The organism is Kitasatospora sp. NPDC091335, assembly GCF_044757205.1.
In the GTDB taxonomy this organism is placed as follows: Bacteria; Actinomycetota; Actinomycetes; order Streptomycetales; family Streptomycetaceae; genus Kitasatospora.
The window spans coordinates 323807-343298 of the sequence record NZ_JBIVUM010000009.1 but is presented as its reverse complement, the minus strand read 5'-3'; the positions used below and the strand labels follow the sequence as shown (position 1 = coordinate 343298).

Below are 19492 nucleotides of genomic sequence, written 5' to 3'. Positions count from 1 at the left end.
CCGGCGGTGGCTTCCGTCGCGACGACCGCCCCTCCGGTGGCTACGGCCGTGACCGTGACGACCGCGGCGGCGACCGTGGCGGCTTCCGCCGCGACGACCGTCCCTCCGGTGGTGGCTTCAATCGCGACCGTGGTGGCGACCGTCCCTCCGGCGGCGGTTTCAACCGCGACCGTGACGACCGCGGCGGCTTCCGCCGCGATGACCGCCCGAGCGGTTTCCGTCGTGACGATCGTGGCGACCGCCCCTCCGGCGGTGGCTTCCGTCGCGACGACCGCCCCTCCGGTGGCTACGGCCGTGACCGTGACGACCGCGGCGGCGACCGTGGCGGCTTCCGCCGCGACGACCGCCCCTCCGGCGGTGGCTTCAACCGCGACCGCGGCGACCACCGGGATGACCGCCGCGACGACCGCGGCCAGCGGGACTACGACGACCGCCGGGGCAACTACGAGCCCGTCAAGCGCCTGCCGATCCCGGAGGACGTCACCGGCTTCGAGCTGGACGCGGACGTGCGCCAGGAGCTCAAGAGCCTGCCCAAGACCCTCGCGGACGATGTCGCCCGCAACCTGGTGATGGTGGCCCGCCTGCTCGACGGCGAGCCGGAGGAGGCCTACCAGTACTCGCGCGTCGCGCTCCGCCTGGCCTCCCGCGTCCCCGCCGTCCGTGAGGCGGCCGGTTTCGCCTCGTACATGACGCAGCGTTACTCCGAGGCGCTGACCGAGTTCCGCGCCGCCCGTCGGATGACCGGTCGGGCGGACCTGTGGCCGGTGATGGCCGACTGCGAGCGCGGTCTGGGCCGTCCGGAGCGGGCGCTGGCGATGGCCGGTGAGCCCGAGGTGAAGCAGCTGGACAAGGCCGGCCAGGTCGAGATGCGCCTGGTGGCGGCCGGTGCCCGCAGCGACATGGAGCAGTTCGAAGCCGCCGTGGTGACGCTGCAGAGCCCGGAGCTGGCCTCCAGCGCCGTGCACCCGTGGACCGCCCGTCTGCGGTACGCCTACGCCGAGGCCCTGATCGCGGCCGGCCGGGGCGACGAGGCCCGTGACTGGTTCGCCAAGGCGGCCGAGGCCGACACCGACGGCACCACCAACGCCTCGGAGCGGCTGGCCGAGATCGACGGCGTCGAGTTCACCGACGCGCTCGACCCGGAGCTGGCCGAGGACGAGACCGAGTCGGACGAGGCCCCGGCGAAGAAGCGTGGTGGCGACAACGCCGAGGACCGCGTGATCTTCGAGGACGACGAGGACGTCGAGGAGTACTACGACGAGGACGACCTCGAGATCGACGACGATTTCGACGGTGTGGTCCCCGAGCGTTCCCAGAAGGCCGTGGACAAGGCCCGGGACGCCGAGGCTGAGGGCACCGAGGCCGAGGACGCCGAGGAGACCAAGGCGGTCAAGGCGGTCGACGCCGACGCCGACAAGGGCTGAGCAGCCCGCCGGTAGAACCCCCTGCAACACCGTGAGGCCCTGCCGTTCCCCGGAAAATCGGGGAACGGCAGGGCCTCGCGGCGTCCGGGGCCTGGGGCGTTGTCAGCCCAGCGTGAGGTTGCGCAGCACCAGTCCGGTGGCCGGCTTCGGCCCGAACGAGGTGGACTTGCGCGGCATGGTGACGCCCTGCTCGGCCAGCCGCCGCACCACGGACTCCCGGACCGGGTGCAACAGGACGGCGGTGCCACCGGTGCGGGCGGCCTCCCGCTCGGCGGCCGCGGCGGTGTGCAGGTAGCCGATGTCGTCCGGGCCGTCGGGGACGTGCCAGGTGTGGTCGAGCAGGGTGGCATGCAGGACGGTGGCGTCCAGGTGGCGCCACTCCTCCGGCCGGTCGTGCGGCACGGTGGCGTCGAGCAGGGACTCCTCGGGTTCGCCGACCAGCCAGTAGACGCCGTCGCCGCCGGTCAGCACGTAGCCGTTGCCGCCGTGCCGCTTCTGTTCGGCGAGCGCCTGGAGTGCCGCGGCCAGTGGGCCGGGGACCTCCTTGACCTTCCACTGGTCGCCGAGCCGCTCCAGCGCCTCCCCGACCGGCAGCCGGTACAGCACCCGGTGGATGGCACGCACCCGCAGCGGGTAGCGGGCGGTGTCCACCAGGAGCACCAGGCCGCGGTCCCAGGGGCTGCGCGGCAGGTGGCGGTGTTCGCGCTGGAGGCGCAGGTACATCTCCCAGCGGTGGTGGCCGTCGGCGATCAGGGCCCGGCAGGTGGCGAGGTCGCGGCCGATCTCGGCGATCTCGGCCGGGTCGGTGACCGCCCACAGGCGGTGATGGGTGCCGTCGCTGGTCGCGGTGGAGAGCAGCGGTTCGGCCTCGACCGTCCGCTCGATCACGCCGGAGGCGCCGCCGTCGCCCCGGTAGGTGAGCAGCAGCGGTTCCAGGTTGGCCCGGGTGGTGCGCATCAGGCCGACCCGGTCGGCGACCGGCCGCGGCATCACGTCCTCGTGCGGGAGCACCACGCCGCCCTCGCGTCCGCTTACCGCGAGGGCGCCGATCAGGCCGCGCTGGAGCAGCTCGGGGGAGTCGTCGGTGGCCGGCACCCGCTGCTCGTAGACGTAGAGCGCGGGCTCCGGATCGGCGGCGAGGACGCCGTCGCGCTGCCAGGAGGCCAGCAGCCGGGCGGCGTGCCGGTAGCGGGTGTCGCGGTCGGGACGGTCGCCGGCGTCCTCGGGCTCGGGCCTGGGCAGGATCAGCCGGACCACGTTGTGCGGGTCCGCGGTCTCCAGGTCGAGCCGGCGGCCAGGGTCGACGACGTCGTACGGCGGGGACATCACCGCGGCCAGCGCGCCGACCCGGTCGGGGACGTAGCGCAGTCCGCGGAAAGGGGACAGGGACAGGCCGGCGGTGGCGACGTGCCCGGGATCGCCGGGGCCGCCCACGGGAGTCTCGACTCCGTCATCTGCACTGGGTGTGCTCATTCTGGGCATCGTAACCGGGTACGCGTTGTTGAGAGATCGGAACGCCCGTGCCGAGCGGTGGGACGGGTGTGTGACCGAGGGCGAGGTACGGCATGGACGACGGGCAGGAACGGGTGGGCGGCGTCCCGGTCGAGTCGGGCGGGCCGGTCGGTGCCACCGGCGGGGGCGCCCCGGCCGGCGACGTGCCGGGTGACGCACCCGGCGACGTACTGAGCGCCGCACCGGGCGGCGGCGCGGCGAACGGCGGGGTACCGCGGCAGAGCCGCGCCGGGGAGCCCGTCGGGGACGTGTACGACTGGTTCCGCCGGGGCGCGCGGCTGCTGGCGCAGGGGCATCCGGCGGCCGCCGAGCAGCTGCTGGCCCGGGCGGCGGCGGCCGAACCGCACTCGCGCAGCATCCGGGAGGCGCTGGCGCGCGCCCAGTTCGACGCGGGTTCGTACGCGGCGGCGCTGGAGAACTTCAGGGCCGTGGCGCTGGCCGACCCGGCGGACGACTACGCTCAGTTCGGGTGGGGGGTCGCGGCGGCCCGGCTGGGCGACTTCGAGACCTCCGCCGAGCACCTGGCGCTGGCCGTGGCGATGCGGCCGGAGGCCGACCACTACCGGAAGGCCCTGCGGCAGACCCGGGCGACCCTGGCGGCCCGTGCCGGGGCGTACGGCCCGCTGCTGCCGGGCGCACCCGGGTACCTGGCGCCCCCGGCGGGAGCCGGGGAGCAGGCTCGGGAAGCGGCGGACGGCGCGGGGGGCGACGGCGGCGCCTGACCGGACGGCGTGACGACCGGTCGGTCGCCGAGAAGGACGACGCGACGGCACCGGCTCAGTGAACGACTGCGCAGTGAACGACTGCGCAGTGAACGACGACGCAGCGAACGACGACGTAGTGAATGAGGTAGCGCGACCATGACCGAGACGGCCACCACCGGGCGACGGACCACCCCCGAGGGCAGCGAGCGGCCGCTGACCGAGGCGTACGACACCGCGCTGCTGGACCTGGACGGTGTGGTCTACGCGGGCGCGCACGCGATCGAACACGCGGTGGAAGCGCTGGACGCCGCCCGGACGGCCGGGATGCGGCTCGCCTACGTGACCAACAACGCCTCCCGTCCGCCGCGGGTGGTGGCCGAGCACCTCACCGAGCTGGGCGTCCCGGCCGAGCCGGCCGACGTGATCAACTCGGCCCAGGCCGCCGCCCGGCTGGTCGCGGAGAAGGTGCCGGCCGGATCGAAGGTGCTGGTCGTGGGCGGTCTCGGACTGGAGGAGGCGCTGGCCGAGCGGGGGCTGGTCGCGGTCCGTTCACTGGCCGACGGTCCGCTCGCCGTGGTCCAGGGCTTCGACCCCTCGGTGGGGTGGACGGACCTGGCGGAGGCCTCGTACGCGGTGCAGAGCGGCCTGCCGTGGGTGGCGTCCAACCTGGACCTGACGGTGCCGAGGGCCCGCGGTATCGCGCCCGGCAACGGCACCCTGGTGGCGGCGGTGCGGGCGGCGACCGGGGTGGAGCCGGAGGTGGCGGGCAAGCCGCTGCCGCCGATGCACCGGGAGACCGTCCTGCGCACCGGCGCGGAGCGGCCGCTGGTGGTCGGGGACCGGCTGGACACCGACATCGAGGGCGCGTTCAACGGCGGGGTGGACAGCCTGCTGGTGTTCACCGGGGTGACCACCCCCGAGCTGCTGCTGGCGGCCCCGGTCGAGCACCGGCCGACCTACCTGGCGGCGGACCTGCGCGGACTGCTCGTCCCGCACCCGGCGGTTTCGGCCACCGGTGACGGCTTCGCGTGCGGCGGCTGGGTCGCGGGCGTCGAGGCCGGCGTGCTGCGGCTGTCCGGGTCGGGGGACCGCTGGGACGGCCTGCGGGCGCTGTGCGCGGCGGCGTGGACCGTGCTGGACGCGGGCGGCGCGCCGGTGGACGGACGGAAGGCGCTCGCCGACCTGGGGTTCTGAGGACGGGCGGCGCACGGCCGGCGGCCCACCGTCGGCGGCCGGGCTCGGAGCATCAGGCCCGGAGCACCGGGATCAGAGCAGGGTGCGCAGCCGCAGCAGGTCGCGGAAGCCCGCCTCCAGCCTGACCCGGCCGCTCGCCCACGCGGAGGCGAAGTTGAGCCGGCCGCCGACCAGGGCGAGCAGGTCGTCGCTGCTCATGGTGAGCCGGATCTCCGCCTTCTCGGCCGGGGCGCCGGGGGCGGTCACCACGCCCTGGATCCGGCCGTCGCGCAGTTGCCCGGTGAAGGTCAGGTCGAGGTCGGTGATCCGGCAGCTGACCGAGCGGTCGAGGGTGGTGGCCTTGCGGACGTCGCCGGTGGACTTCGCCATGTTCCGGCTGAGCTGCTCCAGTGCCTCCCGGCACTCCTCGGTGTTCGCCACGGGGCGGCTCCCTCCCCCGGTCGCTGCGGTGCTGACTGCGGGCCACGGTACCTCAGGAGGGTTTTGGCGGTAGCGTCGTCGGTGGGGTGCTCGGCACGGCCAGGGCACCGAGGGCGACGGAGCGACGCGCGTAGGCGATTGGGAGGCACCCGGATGCTGCCGAGGACGGTTCGGGGAGTGGTGGAGACCGCGGCCGGGGTGGCCGAGGAGGTCGGCAGGCTCGTCGTCGGGACGGCGGCCTCGATCCTGGAGAAGGCCGGGGTCGACGTCGCCGAGGTCGAGCGCCGGCTGGGCGGTCGGTTCCCGCCGTCGGCGGAGACCTTGCAGACCCTGGCCGGGGAAGCGGTCACCGCCGGGCGGGCCGGGGTGGACCTGGCGGTCGGCGTGGCGCGCGACGAGGCGGAGAAGGTCTTCGAGAAGGTCGGCGACCAGGTGACCAAGGTCGGTGTGGTGCTGGCGTACCTGGAGACCAAGCTGCGCGAGGTCGAGGAGGAGCCTGCGGCGGCGAAGGCCGGGCCGGGGGAGTCCGAGGACGAGGAGCCGGTCCCGGCGCCGCGGGCCGGGGACCTGTTCGGGCGTGGCTGGGAGTTCGAGGACGAGCGGTCGGCGGTACGGCCCTCGGGTGAGCCGATAGTCGCGGAGCGGGTGGAGGTGGACGAGCCGGTCGAGGTCGATCCGCCCGTTCCGCCGGTGTCCGTGGTCTCTCCGGCACCGCCGGAGGAGCCCGCCGTCGAGAGCGGGACGGTGCCGGCCGGGAAGCCGGCGGCGAAGAAGAGCGCCGCCAAGAAGGCGGCGGCGAAGAAGACCGCGGGGAAGAAGGCGGCGGCCGGGAAGACCGCGGCCGGGAAGGCCACCGCGAAGAAGACGACCGCCGTCAGGAAGACGACCGTCAAGAAGACCGCCACCGCCCGGCCGGCCGAGGGCCAGCCCAAGGCCGACGGGCGGAGCGGGACTCCCGCGAAGCGTGCGGCGGCGACCAGGAAGACCACCGTCCGCAAGGCCACCAGTACGAAGAAGCCCGATGCCCGAGACGAGTGAACCGACCGAGTCCCGCCCACCGGCCGTGCCCTGTCCACCGGCCGAACGCCCTTCGCCGGCCGGGCCGCCAGGCGTCGAACCGGTGCTCACCGGACACCTCGGGGTGGACGCCGGGCTGGCCCTGCTGGAGGCCCTGGACGGGGTCCCGGCCGAGGCCCACGTCGCCGTGTACGAAGATGTTCACCAGCGGCTCGTCGACACGCTGGCCGCGCTCGACCGGGAATGACCCGCAGGATCCGTAGGAGCTGAAACACCAGTGGCAGTGGCACGACGCCGACTCGACGCGGAACTGGTCCGCCGCAAGCTGGCCCGGTCGCGTGAGCACGCGTCCGAGCTGATCGCAGCCGGTCGGGTGACCGTCGGCGGCGCCACCGCGACCAAGCCGGCCACCCAGGTGGAGACCTCGGCGGCGGTCGTGGTGGCCAAGGACGAGAACGACCCCGACTACGTCTCGCGCGGCGGCCACAAGCTCGCCGGCGCGTTCGCGGCGTTCGTGCCGCAGGGCCTGGTGGTCGAGGGCCGCCGGGCGCTGGACGCGGGTGCCTCCACCGGCGGGTTCACCGACGTGCTGTTGCGGTCCGGGGCCGCGCACGTGCTGGCGGTGGACGTCGGCTACGGGCAGCTCGCCTGGTCGTTGCAGAGCGACGAGCGGGTCACCGTGATGGACCGCACCAACGTGCGCGAGCTGACCCCGGACCTGATCGGCGACACCCCGGTCGACCTGGTGGTGGGCGACCTGTCGTTCATCTCACTGGGCCTGGTGCTCCCGGCCCTCGCCTCCTGCGCGGCCGAGGACGCGGACCTGGTGCTGATGGTCAAGCCGCAGTTCGAGATCGGCAAGGAGCGCCTGGGCAGCGGCGGGGTGGTGCGCAGCCCGGAACTGCGCGCCGAGATGGTGCGCCAGGTCGCCGGGCAGGCGTGGGAGCTCGGGCTGGGCGTGCGCGCGGTCACCGCGAGCCCCCTGCCGGGGCCGTCCGGCAACGTCGAGTACTTCCTCTGGTTGCGCCGGGACGCCGAGCGGCTGGACCCCGCGGAGGCGGACCGGGCCGTGGCGGAGGGGCCCCGGTAGGGTGCCTTGCGAGCGTCCGGCCCGTCGTGTTGTATGGCGCGGCCGCACCGGGGCCGAGGGCGACCCGGCAGGCGTTAGGGAGAGGGCAGCGGCATGAGCGATGAAGCACGTACGGTCTTCCTGATCGCGCACACCGGCCGGGAGGCGGCGCTGCGCAGCGTCGAGGGGCTGGTGCACGGGCTGCTGAAGGCGGGGCTCCGGATCAGACTGCTGGAGACCGAGGCGGTGGACCTGGACCTGCCGGAAGGCGTCGAGAAGGTGGCCGAGGGCCCCGGGGCGGCGGACGGCTGCGAGCTGATCCTGGTGGCCGGCGGGGACGGGACGCTGCTGCGCGGTGCGGAGCTGGCGCGCTCGCACGGGCTGCCGATGCTCGGGATCAACCTGGGCCGGGTGGGCTTCCTCGCCGAGGCCGAGCGGGACGACCTGGCCGTCGTGGTCGACCGGGTGGTGGACGCCGACTACGAGGTCGAGGAGCGGATGACGATCGACGTCATCGTCCGCACCAACGGCGATGTGGTGCACGAGGACTGGGCGTTGAACGAGGCCTCGATCGAGAAGGCGTCCCGGGAGCGGATGCTGGAGGTGGTGACCGAGGTGGACGGCCGTCCGGTCTCCAACTTCGGCTGTGACGGCGTGGTGTGCGCGACGCCGACCGGTTCCACCGCGTACGCGTTCTCCGGTGGCGGGCCGGTGGTGTGGCCGGAGGTGGAGGCGCTGCTGATGGTGCCGATCTCCGCGCACGCGCTGTTCGCCCGTCCGCTGGTGACCTCGCCGGAGTCGGTGCTGGCGGTCGAGGTGCAGCCCAAGACCCCGCACGGCGTGCTCTGGTGCGACGGGCGGCGTTCGGTCGAACTGCCCGCCGGGGCCCGGGTGGAGGTCCGCCGGGGCCGGACGCCGGTGCGGCTGGCCAGGCTGCACCGGGCGCCCTTCACCGATCGGCTGGTGGCCAAGTTCGCGCTGCCGGTGACGGGTTGGCGCGGCCGGGCCGACCACCACTAGGCGGCCGGCTGTCCGGCGGTCGCGCGCGGGTGCGAAAGCCCGTACGGGGCAAGGGCCTTCCGCGGCACAGGTGCGCACCTTTCGTTGACGCTCCGTCAGACTGCCAGCGGCTGGGCCTCCTCGGCCGGTTCGAGCCGTCCGCCGGCCGCCGCCTGGGCGGCCACGGCGGCGAGGCGTTCGACGGCGGCGGGGACGGCCGCGGCGGGCACGGTGAGCGGGATGCGGATGTGGTGCTCGAAGGCGCCGTCCGAGCCGAAGCGGTTGCCCGAGGCGATCCTGACTCCGCCGCGCTCCCCGGCCCGGGCCAGTGCCGCGCCGGACAGGCCGTCGGTGGAGACCCACAGCGCGAGCCCGCCGGGCGGCATCGTGAAGCTCCAGCCGGGCAGCCGTTCGGGCAGGGCGGCGGCGAAGGCCTGCGCGCCGGCCCGCAGCCTGGCCAGTTGGTGCTCCCGTACGGCGGGCAGCGGGTCGCCCAGCAGTTCGGCGGCGATCAGTTGCTCCAGCACCGGGGTGCCGACGTCGCTGTGGACCCGCTCGTTGGCCAGCCGGCGCACCAGCGCGGGCGCGGCCCTGACCCAGCCGATCCGCAGGCCGCCCCAGAGCAGCTTGCCGGCCGAGCCGACGGTGACCACCTGGGCGGAGCGGTCCAGGGCCGCCATCGGGCGCGGCAGCGGTGTGGACGCCGGTACGCCCCAGCCGAGTTCGGCGGTGGTCTCGTCGGTCAGCACGATGCTCCCGGCGGCCCGGGCGGCGGCCAGCAGCTCGCGGCGCTGTTCCTCGTCGACCAGCGCGCCGGTCGGGTTGTGGAAGTCCGGGATCACGTAGGCGACCCGGGGCCCGGCGCCGCGCAGCACCCGCCGCCACTCGTCGAGGTCCCAGGCGGGCCGCGGTGTCCAGGCGTACGGCACCGGCACCAGGCGCGCGCCGTTCAGCCGGAGTGCCGACAGGGTGTGGGCGTAGCTGGGCGCCTCCACGGCGACCCGGTCGCCGCGGCCGATCAGCGCTCGCTGGACGAGGTGCAGGCCGCCCATCGCGCCGGTGGTGATCAGGATCTGGTCGGGTGTGGTGGGCAGTCCGCGGTCGGTGAAGCGGCGGGCGACGGCCTCGCGCAGCACCGGGACGCCGGTGGGGTAGTGGCCGTGCCCGGCGGCGTAGTACGGCAGCTGCTCGACGGCCCGGGCGGCGGCCTGGCCGACCCAGGGCTGGGGGGCGGGCGGGGCGGCGACGCCGAGGTCCAGGGTGCGGCCCTGTTCGTCCGGCGGGACGGGGTGCAGGGCCTCGCCGGGCGGCGGGGCGCCCTCGGGCAGGGCGGTCCAGCTGCCCGCTCCGCGCCGGCTGTGCAGGTAGCCGTCGCCGCGCAGCGTCTCGTACGCGGTGGCGACGGTGGTGCGGCTCATCGCGAGGGCGGTGGCCAGTTCGCGTTCGGCGGGCAGCCGGGCGCCGACCGGCAGCCGGCCCTCGGTGACCAGCAGCCGGATCTGTCCGGCCAGGGTGCGGTAGGCGGGGCGGCGGGTGGCGGCCGGCTCGGGGAGCCGGGCGGTGGCGAGCAGCCGGGCCAGTGCGGGCGGGGTGACGGTGGTGTGCCAGTCGGCCAAGGCAATCAGTCCACTTGCTCGGAATTGGCCCTGGAGCGGGCCGTTTTGGCCTGGCCATCATGGCAGGGTGGCCATACCGGCCGCCACCGCTGGGCCTGCCCCGCGGTGCAGCACCACCGCAGGAGCACCATTGGCCACCACGGCCCCGTCCACCACGCCCTCGTCCACCCCCTCCATGCCGTCCGGTACGACCCCGGCACCGGCCGCCGCCGGGCCCGTCCCGGCCGCCGGGCGCGCCGGCCTCGCCGTCCGCGTCCTCGGCGACACCCACGCCCTGGGCCGTCGGATCCCGCAACTGTTCGTCGGCCTCGCCCTGTACGGCGCGAGCGCGGCGCTGATGCTCCGCTCCGGCCTCGGCCTCGATCCCTGGGACGTCCTGCACCAGGGCCTGCAACGCACCGTCGGACTCTCGGTCGGCGCCTGGTCGATCATCTGCGGTGCCCTCGTACTGCTGTTGTGGATACCGATGCGCCAGCGTCCGGGCCTGGGCACCGTCGCCAACGTGGTGGTGATCGGCGTGGCCATGGACCTCACCCTGCGGGTGACCGACGGCCCCGGCACCCTGCCGGCCCGGATCGCGCTGTCGGTCGCGGCGATCGTGCTCAACGGGCTGGCCGGCGGCCTCTACATCGGTGCCCGGCTCGGCCCCGGCCCGCGCGACGGCCTGATGACCGGCCTGCACCGGCGCACCGGCCGTTCGCTGCGGCTGATCAGAACCGGCATCGAGGTGACGGTACTCGCCACCGGTCTGCTGCTCGGCGGCACCGCAGGGGTCGGCACCGTCGTGTACGCGCTGGCCATCGGCCCGCTGGTGCAGTTCTTCCTGCCCCGCTGCACGGCGCCGGCACCGGCGCAGGACTCCCGGAAGGGATGAACTTCGGGGCACGGAGTTGCCGCGCGCCGTTGCCGCTCGTCGCGCGCCGGGGGCGGAACCTCGTAAGGTCGTCTCCGTGTTGGACGAGATGCGGATACGGGATCTTGGGGTCATCGACGACGCGGTGGTCGAACTCGCCCCCGGCTTCACCGCCGTGACCGGTGAGACCGGCGCCGGAAAGACCATGGTCGTGACCAGCCTGGGCCTGCTGCTCGGCGGCCGCGCCGACCCGGGCCTGGTGCGCAACGGCACCGGACGCGCCGTCGTGGAGGGCCGGCTGCAACTGCCCGCCGACTCCCCGGCGGCGGCCCGCGCGATCGAGGCCGGGGCCGAACTGGACGACGGAGCGCTGCTGATCAGCCGGACGGTCTCGGCCGAGGGCCGCTCCCGGGCGCACGTCGGCGGCCGGTCGGTGCCGGTCGGGCTGCTCGCCGAACTCGGCGAGGACCTGATCGCCGTGCACGGCCAGACCGACCAGCAGCGCCTGCTGCGCCCGGCCCGCCAGCGCGGCGCGCTGGACCGGTTCGCGGGCGCCTCGGTGGCCGAGCCGCTGGCCCGCTACCGGGAGACCTACCGCATCCTGCGCGAGGTCTCCGCGACCCTGGAGGAGCTGACCACCCGGGCCCGTGAGCGCGCCCAGGAGGCCGACCTGCTGCGCTTCGGCCTGGACGAGATCGCCGCCGCCGAGCCGGTGGCCGACGAGGACGTGGACCTGGCCGCCGAGGCCGAGCGCCTCGGCCACGCCGACGCGCTGTCCTCCGCCGCGACCCTCGCCCACGCCGCCCTGGCCGGCGACCCGGCCGACCCCGAGGCGCTGGACGCGGGCACCCTGCTCGCCCAGTCCCGCCGCGCCCTGGACGCGGTGCGCCAGCACGACGAGCGGCTGGCCGCCCTGGCCGACCGCCTCAACGAGGTCGGCTACCTGCTCGCCGACGTGGCCGGCGACCTGGCCGGCTACGCGGACGACCTGGACGCCGACCCGGTGCGCCTGGCCGCCGTCGAGGACCGCAGGGCCGTGCTGGCCCAGCTGCTGCGCAAGTACGGCGGCGAGGACAACTCGCTCGCCGAGGTGATCGCCTGGGCCGCGGCCGGGTCGGCGCGCCTGACCGAGCTGGACGGCGACGACGACCGGATCGACGAGCTCGGCGCCAGGGAGACCGAGCTGCGGGCCGAGCTGGCCGAGCTGGCCGCCGAGGTGTCGCGGGTCCGGCACGCCGCGGCCGGGCGGTTCGCCGAGGCGGTCTCCGCCGAACTCGCCGAACTGGCCATGCCGCACGCCCGGGTCACCTTCTCGCTGGCCCAGGTCGACGACCTGTCCGGGATCGAGGTCGGCGGGCGCACCGTCGCGTACGGTCCGCACGGCGTGGACGAGGTCGAGGTGCTGCTCGCCCCGCACCCGGGCGCCCAGCCCCGGCCGATCGCCAAGGGCGCCTCCGGCGGTGAGCTGTCCCGGGTGATGCTCGCCGTCGAGGTGGTCTTCGCGGGCGCCGATCCCGTCCCCACCTACCTGTTCGACGAGGTGGACGCGGGCGTCGGCGGCAAGGCCGCGGTGGAGATCGGCCGCCGGCTGGCGAAGCTGGCCGAGTCCGCCCAGGTCGTGGTGGTCACCCATCTCCCGCAGGTCGCCGCGTTCGCCGACCGGCACCTGGTGGTGGAGAAGACCAACGACGGCACCGTCACCCGCAGTGGTGTCAAGGTGCTGAACGACGAGGAGCGGGTGCGCGAACTCTCCCGGATGCTGGCCGGCCTGGAGGACTCCGAGCTGGGCCGTGCCCACGCCGAGGAACTGCTGGCCGCGGCCCGGGCCCCGCGCCACCGCTAGCCGGCGCCGGTGGCCCCCTCGGACCTCGGCGACGCGCCCCCGGTGGCGCCGACTGTCCAAGAGGGCCGCCGACCTGGCATGGTGGCGGCTGGACACTGGCTTCCCAGCCCCGAGCGCCGCCCGGCGGGCAATCCTCGCGAAGCGGCGCGCGAAACTGATCGAGTCGGATGCGAGACGACGTGGACCATTCCGCCGCCCGTGCCACCGCGGCCGCCCCGGAACCGGGGCAGCTGCACGCGGTACTCGTCCTGGCCGCCAGTACCGGCGGCATCGGTGCGCACGTGCGCTCCCTGGCCCAGGGCCTGGTCGCGCACGGGGTGATCGTCACGGTCTGCGCGCCGGCCGCCGCGGACGCGCTGTTCGGCTTCTCCCGTACGGGCGCCGGGTTCCACACCGTCGACATCACCCCCACCGCGGGAGCCCGCAGCGACGCCACCGCGATCGGCGAGCTGCGCCGGGCCTTCACCGGCGCCGACGTGGTGCACGCCCACGGTCTGCGCGCCGGGCTGCTGTCCGACCTCGCGCTGCGCACCGCGGGCCGTTTCCCCGGACTGCGCCCGGAGACCCCGTTGGTGGTCACCTCGCACCACGCACTGCTGGCCACCGGTATGGAGCGCCGGCTGCAACGGCTGATGGAACGCCGGGTGGCGCGGGCGGCCGACCTGGTCCTCGGGGCCTCCTCCGACCTGGTCGCCCGGGCCCGTGAGCTGGGCGCCACCGACGCCCGGCTGGGCCCGGTGGCCGCCCCGCCGATGCCCGAGGGCCGGCTCGGCCGGGCCGAGGCGCGCGCCTCGCTGCTCGGCGACGGCCCCGACCGCCCGCTGGTGCTGGCGGTCGGCCGGCTCGTCCCGCAGAAGGCCTTCGGGCTGCTGCTGGACGCCACCGGGGAGCTGTCCGAACTCGACCCCGAACCGCTGGTGCTGCTCGCCGGGGACGGCCCGGAGGCGGGCGCGCTGCGTGAGCGGGCGGCCGCCGAGAAGCTGCCGGTGCGGCTGCTCGGCTACCGCACCGACGTGCCCGACCTGCTGGCCGCCGCCGACCTCGTGGTGCTCTCCAGCCGCTGGGAGGCCCGCTCGCTGGTGGTGCAGGAGGCGATGCGGGCCGGTGTGCCGGTGGTCGCCACCGCCGTCGGCGGCATCCCCGAACTGGTCGGCGACGCCGCCGTGCTGGTGCCCCCGGGGGACCCGGTCGCGATCGGCCGCGCGGTGCGCGCCCTGCTGGCGGAACCGGCCCGCCGTGAGCAGCTGGCGGCGGCCGGCCGGCAGCAGGCCGAGACCTGGCCGGACGAGGCCGCCACCGTCGCCCAGGTGCTCAGCACCTACGACGAGCTGGTGCAGCGCGGCTGACGCGGGCCTTCGCCGGTCTCCGCGGATCTCTCAAGGTCTCTCCGGGCCGCCGCGGATCCCCGTCGGATCCGCGGCGACCCGCGGGACCGGCCCCGGTCAGACGGTGGCCTGCTCGACCCGGTCGGCGGCCAGGCCGTCCGGCTGGGCGGACAGGTACGCGGCGCCGCAGGCGGTGAGCCGCAGCGCGGTGTCGATCAGCGGGACGTGACTGAACGCCTGGGGGAAGTTGCCGACCTGGCGCTTGAGCCGCGGGTCCCACTCCTCGGCGAGCAGGCCGAGGTCGTTGCGCAGCGCGAGCAGCCGGTCGAACAGCTCGCGGGCCTCCTGCACCCGGCCGATCATGGCGAGGTCGTCGGCCAGCCAGAACGAGCAGGCCAGGAAGGCACCCTCGTGGCCGGAGAGGCCGTCGACGTTGTTGCCGGACTCGTCGTGGGTCGGGTAGCGCAGCACGAACCCGTCCTCGGTGGACAGTTCGCGCTGGATCGCCTCGATGGTGCCGATGACGCGCTTGTCGTCCGGCGGCAGGAAGCCGACCTGGGGGATCAGCAGCAGCGAGGCGTCCAGTTCCCTGCCGCCGTAGTACTGGGTGAAGGTGTTGCGCTCCGGGTCGTAGCCCCGCTCGCAGACGTCCCGGTGGATGGTGTCGCGCAGCTCGCGCCAGCGCTCCAGGTGGCCGCCGGTGGGCTCGTCCTCGGGGGTCTGCTCCAGCAGCTTGATGGTGCGGTCGACGGCGACCCAGGCCATCACCTTGGAGTGGACGAAGTGCCGGCGCGGGCCGCGCACCTCCCAGATGCCCTCGTCCGGCTCCTGCCAGTGGTCCTCCAGGTACTCGATCAGGCGCAGCTGGAGGTGGTGGGCGTGGTCGTTGCGGACCAGGCCGGTCATGTGGGCCAGGTGCAGGGCCTCGACGACCTCGCCGTAGACGTCGAGCTGGAGCTGCCCGGCGGCGCCGTTGCCGACCCGGACGGGCTGCGAGCCCTCGTAGCCGGGCAGCCAGTCCAGCGAGGACTCGGTGAGCTCGCGCTCGCCCGCGATGCCGTACATGATCTGGAGGTTCTCCGGGTCGCCGGCGACGGCCCGCAGCAGCCACTCGCGCCAGGCGCGGGCCTCGTCGCGGTAGCCGGTGCGCAGTAGCGAGGAGAGGGTGATCGCGGCGTCGCGAAGCCAGGTGTAGCGGTAGTCCCAGTTGCGCTCGCCGCCGATGTCCTCGGGCAGGGAGGTGGTGGGGGCGGCGACGATCCCGCCGGTGGGGGCGTAGGTGAGGCCCTTGAGGGTGATCAGGGAGCGGACCACGGCCTCGCGGTAGGGGCCCTGGTAGGTGCACTGGTCGGCCCACTCGTGCCAGAAGTCGGCGGTGGCGTCGAGCATCTCCTCGGCGTCCGGGGCCCTGGGCGGGTCGAGGTGGGAGGCCTGCCAGGTGAGGGCGAAGGCGATCCGCTCGCCGGCGCCGACGGTGAAGTCGGCGTAGGTGGTGAGGTCGCGCCCGTAGGTCTCGGCCTCGCCGTCCAGCCAGACCGAGTCGGGCCCGGCGACGGCGACGGTGCGGTGGCCGCCGTCGGGCTGCTCGACGCGGTGCACCCAGGGCACCACCCGGCCGTAGGAGAAGCGCATCCGGACCGCGGAGCGCATCCGTACGGTGCCGGAGACGCCCTCGACGATCCGGATCACCTGGGGGACGGCGTCCTTGCCGGCCAGCGGGCGCGGCGGCATGAAGTCGATCACCCGGACGGTGCCGCCCTGGGCGTCCCACTCCTGCTCCAGGATCAGCGAGTCGCCCCGGTAGCGGCGGCGGTCGGCGGGCACCGCGGGGGCGGCGGCGCTGGGCGGGGGCACCCGCTGGCCGGTGGTGTCGGCGATGCGGGCCCGGTCGGCCGTGGTGGGGGGCGTGGCGGCGGCCGATGCGGGGATTCCGGCCGGGACGGCCTCGGCCGGTCCGATCCGCCAGAAGCCGTGTTCATCGGTGCCGAGCAGGCCGGCGAACACGGCCGGCGAGTCGAAGCGGGGCAGACAGAGCCAGTCCACCGCCCCGTCCCTGCTGACCAGGGCGGCGGTCTGCATGTCTCCGATGAGTGCGTAGTCCTCGATACGGCCGGCCACGTGGATCTCCAGTTCGCAATGTGGTCAGGGCATCGGCGAGCGGAGGGAGCGAGCGGTCTGCGGGGCCGGAGGCCCACCCCGGGACGTCCGGCCTGCCGGGGGTGGTGGCAGGCCCTGCTGGAGTGTCCGCGGGGCTCGGTCGAGCCCCTGGAGTGGGTGGGGATGGGCTGGAATACGGGGAGGTCCGGTCGCGCATCGGGGACCGGGAGTGTCCTGACCCTCCCACGCCCTCCGCGTGCTCGTGCTGTCGGCGATGCGTCCGAGCAGCTTACGACGGACGAAAGGGGCGAAGCACGCGGGCGCAGCCCGGTGTGGCGCCGCAATTCGGCGGAAATGCCGTGCATCGCGAGGGCGCGGCGCAGGATGGTCCGGAAGGATCACCTCCGGCTGGTCCGGCCGGAGGATCCGGCATGGTCCGGCCGGACGGCCCGCTCTGGCCCGGTCCGGCCGGTGGTGCGACCGGTGTGACGAATGCGGCGCATGATGCGCCGGTTGTGCGCCCCGGCGTGCGCTCCCGGCGCGGCGCGCGCGGCCGGACCGGCGTCCGGGCCGGGTCACTGTTACCCTGGTATCCCGTGGACCGGCGGGATAAAACGCCCCGGACCAGCCGAACCGACGACCCTACGAGCGCCGCGCACCGAGCCGGCCTCCGTCGCCCGGCGAACCCCGAGCTCCCGCCCACGTCACCTTCGACACGCGACCCACGGGAGCCCCCTCTTGGCACAGCCCCATTCCGGCAAGGCAGCGAACAGCCGAGCCGTGACGACCAAGCACCTCTTCGTCACCGGGGGTGTCGCCTCCTCGCTCGGCAAGGGGCTCACCGCCTCCAGCCTGGGCGCGCTGCTCAAGGCCCGCGGCCTGCGCGTGACGATGCAGAAGCTCGACCCGTACCTCAACGTGGACCCGGGCACCATGAACCCGTTCCAGCACGGTGAGGTGTTCGTCACCGACGACGGCGCCGAGACCGACCTGGACATCGGCCACTACGAGCGGTTCCTGGACACCAACCTGCACGGCTCGGCGAACGTCACCACCGGCCAGGTGTACTCGACCGTCATCGCCAAGGAGCGCCGCGGCGAGTACCTGGGCGACACCGTCCAGGTCATCCCGCACATCACCAACGAGATCAAGTCCCGGATCCGCCGGATGGCGACCGAGGACGTCGACGTGGTGATCACCGAGGTCGGCGGGACCGTCGGCGACATCGAGTCGCTGCCGTTCCTGGAGGCCGTCCGCCAGGTCCGCCACGAGGTCGGCCGGGACAACGTGTTCTTCGTGCACGTCTCCCTGCTGCCCTACATCGGCCCCTCGGGCGAGCTGAAGACCAAGCCCACCCAGCACTCCGTCGCCGCCCTGCGCAACATCGGCATCCAGCCCGACGCGATCGTGCTGCGCGCCGACCGCGAGGTCCCGCAGGCGATCAAGCGCAAGATCTCCCTGATGTGCGACGTGGACGAGGAGGCCGTGGTCGCGGCCATCGACGCCAAGTCGATCTACGACATCCCCAAGGTGCTGCACGGCGAGGGCCTGGACGCCTACGTGGTGCGCCGCCTGGACCTGCCGTTCCGCGACGTCGACTGGACGACCTGGGACGACCTGCTGCGCCGCGTCCACGAGCCGCAGCACATCGTCAAGGTCGCCCTGGTCGGCAAGTACATCGACCTCCCGGACGCCTACCTGTCGGTGACCGAGGCGCTGCGCGCCGGCGGCTTCGCCAACAACGCCCGGGTCGAGATCAAGTGGGTCACCTCGGACGACTGCGAGACCCCCGAGGGCGCCCGGGAGCAGCTCGGCGACGTCGACGCGATCTGCATCCCCGGCGGCTTCGGCGACCGCGGCGTCAACGGCAAGGTGGGCGCCATCACCTACGCCCGCGAGAACAAGGTCCCGCTGCTGGGCCTGTGCCTGGGCCTCCAGTGCGTCGTCATCGAGGCGGCCCGCAACCTGGCCGGCCTGCCGGAGGCCAACTCCACCGAGTTCGACTCCGCCGCCAAGCACCCGGTCGTCTCCACCATGGCCGAGCAGCTGGCCATCGTCGACGGCAAGGGCGACCTGGGCGGCACCATGCGCCTGGGCCTGTACCCGGCCAAGCTCGCCGAGGGCTCGATCGTCCGTGAGGTCTACGGCGGCGAGCAGTACGTCGAGGAGCGCCACCGCCACCGCTACGAGGTCAACAACGCCTACCGCGCGGACCTGGAGAAGACCGGTCTGGAGTTCTCCGGCCTCTCGCCCAAGGGCGACCTGGTCGAGTACGTCGAGTACCCGCGCGAGGTGCACCCCTACCTGGTGGCCACCCAGGCCCACCCGGAGCTGAAGTCCCGCCCGACCCGCCCGCACCCGCTGTTCGCGGGCCTGGTCAAGGCGGCCATCGAGATCAAGACCGCGGCCTCGGAGTAGTCCCGGTCGTCGTAGTCAGCGGTCGTTCACCGGACGGCGGTCCCGCGATTCCCGCGGGGCCGCCGTCCGGCGTTAGATTGTGTCGTACTGACGAAAAGGGGAGAGCGATGGACGAGCAGAGCGGCCGGGGGATCTTCGACGTGGCCGAGGAGTGGGAGGTCAGGGAGAGCGGTACGCCGTTCCAGGGCAAGGTCACCGGGGTGCGCAGCGAGGAGGTCCGGATGCCCGACGGCAGCTGGGCCCGCCGCGACTACCAGACCCACCCGGGATCGGTCTCGGTGCTCGCCCTGGACGACGAGCAACGGGTGCTGGTCCTGCGCCAGTACCGCCACCCGGTGCGCCAGCGGCTGTGGGAGCTGCCGGCAGGCCTGCTCGACGTGCCCGGCGAGAACCCGTGGCGCGCCGCGCAGCGCGAGCTGTACGAAGAGGCCCACTGCAAGGCCGGTACCTGGCGGATCCTCGCCGACTACTACACCTCCCCGGGCGGCACCGACGAGGCGCTGCGGATGTTCCTGGCCACCGACCTGGCGCCGGCCGAGGGCGACCGCTACGCGGCCGAGGGCGAGGAGCAGGAGATCGAGGTGGCCTGGGTACCGGTGCCGGAGCTGATCGGGCTGATCCAGGCGGGGAAGCTGCACAACCCGACCCTGGTCACCGGCACGCTCGCCGTGCACGCCGCACTCACCGGCCCGGACGGGCTGGACGCGCTGCGCCCGGCGGACGCGCCCTGGCCCGCCCGGCCCTTCGAGGGCTGAGCCGGGCCCGCCGGGCGTGTGCGGTCCTCGTCGGCGTGTGCGCCCCTGCCGGGGTGTGTGATCCGCGCAGACGGTGCGTGGCGCCCCGTGCGTTGAGTCGTTGGGGTGATTTGCCGATTCGTACGACCGGATGTCACCTCGGCTGAGCCGGACGGTCGAACTACGCTTCGCAGACAGGGCGCCCGTCCCGGGCCGCCTCCGCTGAGCTCCGGAGGCCGAGTTCCGGAGGTCGGGCACCGGATGCCG

At 74.4% G+C, this 19492-nt stretch carries 17 protein-coding genes; 12 read left to right on the top strand and 5 right to left on the bottom strand.

All coding sequences use genetic code 11. The annotated features are described in order from the left end of the window. A partial coding sequence (locus ACIQOW_RS21385) for a hypothetical protein (RefSeq protein ID WP_401087246.1) occupies window positions 1–386 on the bottom strand: 386 nt, incomplete at its 3' end. Between the two features lie 120 nt (window positions 387–506). Here ACIQOW_RS21385 and ACIQOW_RS21380 point away from each other — a divergent pair. Then, on the top strand, window positions 507–1424 hold the full coding sequence (locus ACIQOW_RS21380) for a tetratricopeptide repeat protein (RefSeq protein ID WP_401087245.1): 918 nt from the start codon (window positions 507–509) through the stop codon (window positions 1422–1424). Window positions 1425–1526: 102 nt separating this feature from the next. On the opposite strand, the gene ACIQOW_RS21375 is transcribed toward ACIQOW_RS21380, so the two are convergent. After that, window positions 1527–2897, bottom strand: coding sequence for a DUF1015 family protein (locus ACIQOW_RS21375; protein WP_401087243.1), 1371 nt, complete (start codon window positions 2895–2897; stop codon window positions 1527–1529). Window positions 2898–2989: 92 nt separating this feature from the next. On the opposite strand from ACIQOW_RS21375, the gene ACIQOW_RS21370 reads away from it, so the two are divergent. Beyond that, entirely contained in the window at window positions 2990–3658 is a 669-nt protein-coding gene (locus ACIQOW_RS21370; protein ID WP_401087239.1) for a tetratricopeptide repeat protein, read from the top strand. 138 nt (window positions 3659–3796) lie between these two features. Continuing rightward, window positions 3797–4834 carry an HAD-IIA family hydrolase gene (locus tag ACIQOW_RS21365; RefSeq protein ID WP_401087237.1) on the top strand — a complete coding sequence of 346 codons (1038 nt, stop codon included), beginning with the start codon at window positions 3797–3799 and terminating at the stop codon, window positions 4832–4834. 72 nt (window positions 4835–4906) lie between these two features. Here the strand turns inward: ACIQOW_RS21365 and ACIQOW_RS21360 are convergent, their stop codons facing one another. Continuing rightward, window positions 4907–5254 (bottom strand): SCP2 sterol-binding domain-containing protein, encoded by a 348-nt coding sequence (locus ACIQOW_RS21360; RefSeq protein ID WP_401087235.1) that lies wholly within the window; start codon window positions 5252–5254, stop codon window positions 4907–4909. A gap of 177 nt (window positions 5255–5431) precedes the next feature. On the opposite strand from ACIQOW_RS21360, the gene ACIQOW_RS21355 reads away from it, so the two are divergent. From ACIQOW_RS21355 to ACIQOW_RS21340, 4 genes are all read left to right on the top strand, one after another. Continuing rightward, window positions 5432–6292, top strand: a complete 861-nt coding sequence (locus ACIQOW_RS21355; protein WP_401087234.1) for a hypothetical protein — start codon at window positions 5432–5434, stop codon at window positions 6290–6292. Between the two features lie 82 nt (window positions 6293–6374). Beyond that, a complete protein-coding gene (locus tag ACIQOW_RS21350; protein WP_401087232.1) occupies window positions 6375–6518 on the top strand; it encodes a hypothetical protein in 144 nt (47 codons plus the stop codon). A 36-nt stretch (window positions 6519–6554) separates the two neighbouring features. Further along, the gene (locus tag ACIQOW_RS21345; protein ID WP_401087265.1) at window positions 6555–7361 is read left to right on the top strand and encodes a TlyA family RNA methyltransferase; all 807 of its coding nucleotides are present in this window, start codon (window positions 6555–6557) and stop codon (window positions 7359–7361) included. A 93-nt stretch (window positions 7362–7454) separates the two neighbouring features. Then, window positions 7455–8360 (top strand): NAD kinase, encoded by a 906-nt coding sequence (locus ACIQOW_RS21340; RefSeq protein WP_401087230.1) that lies wholly within the window; start codon window positions 7455–7457, stop codon window positions 8358–8360. Between the two features lie 95 nt (window positions 8361–8455). On the opposite strand, the gene ACIQOW_RS21335 is transcribed toward ACIQOW_RS21340, so the two are convergent. Then, window positions 8456–9955 (bottom strand): PLP-dependent aminotransferase family protein, encoded by a 1500-nt coding sequence (locus tag ACIQOW_RS21335; protein WP_401087228.1) that lies wholly within the window; start codon window positions 9953–9955, stop codon window positions 8456–8458. Window positions 9956–10085: 130 nt separating this feature from the next. Between ACIQOW_RS21335 and ACIQOW_RS21330 the strand changes: the two genes are divergently transcribed. The 3 genes from ACIQOW_RS21330 to ACIQOW_RS21320 all read left to right on the top strand — a co-directional run bounded on the left by ACIQOW_RS21330 (window position 10086) and on the right by ACIQOW_RS21320 (window position 13997). Further along, window positions 10086–10829: a YitT family protein gene (locus tag ACIQOW_RS21330; RefSeq protein ID WP_401087226.1), complete on the top strand. Its 744-nt coding sequence runs from the start codon at window positions 10086–10088 to the stop codon at window positions 10827–10829. Window positions 10830–10917: 88 nt separating this feature from the next. Further along, window positions 10918–12651 (top strand): DNA repair protein RecN, encoded by a 1734-nt coding sequence (gene recN, locus ACIQOW_RS21325; RefSeq protein WP_401087263.1) that lies wholly within the window; start codon window positions 10918–10920, stop codon window positions 12649–12651. Between the two features lie 167 nt (window positions 12652–12818). Then, a complete protein-coding gene (locus ACIQOW_RS21320; protein ID WP_401087224.1) occupies window positions 12819–13997 on the top strand; it encodes a glycosyltransferase family 4 protein in 1179 nt (392 codons plus the stop codon). 96 nt (window positions 13998–14093) lie between these two features. Here ACIQOW_RS21320 and ACIQOW_RS21315 read toward each other — a convergent pair whose 3' ends face one another. Beyond that, window positions 14094–16094: a glycoside hydrolase family 15 protein gene (locus ACIQOW_RS21315; protein WP_401087223.1), complete on the bottom strand. Its 2001-nt coding sequence runs from the start codon at window positions 16092–16094 to the stop codon at window positions 14094–14096. A gap of 759 nt (window positions 16095–16853) precedes the next feature. Between ACIQOW_RS21315 and ACIQOW_RS21310 the strand changes: the two genes are divergently transcribed. Both ACIQOW_RS21310 and ACIQOW_RS21305 read left to right on the top strand, forming a co-directional pair. Continuing rightward, on the top strand, window positions 16854–18491 hold the full coding sequence (locus tag ACIQOW_RS21310) for a CTP synthase (RefSeq protein ID WP_401087221.1): 1638 nt from the start codon (window positions 16854–16856) through the stop codon (window positions 18489–18491). A 107-nt stretch (window positions 18492–18598) separates the two neighbouring features. Beyond that, entirely contained in the window at window positions 18599–19246 is a 648-nt protein-coding gene (locus ACIQOW_RS21305; protein ID WP_401087219.1) for an NUDIX domain-containing protein, read from the top strand. Window positions 19247–19492: the final 246 nt, after the last annotated feature.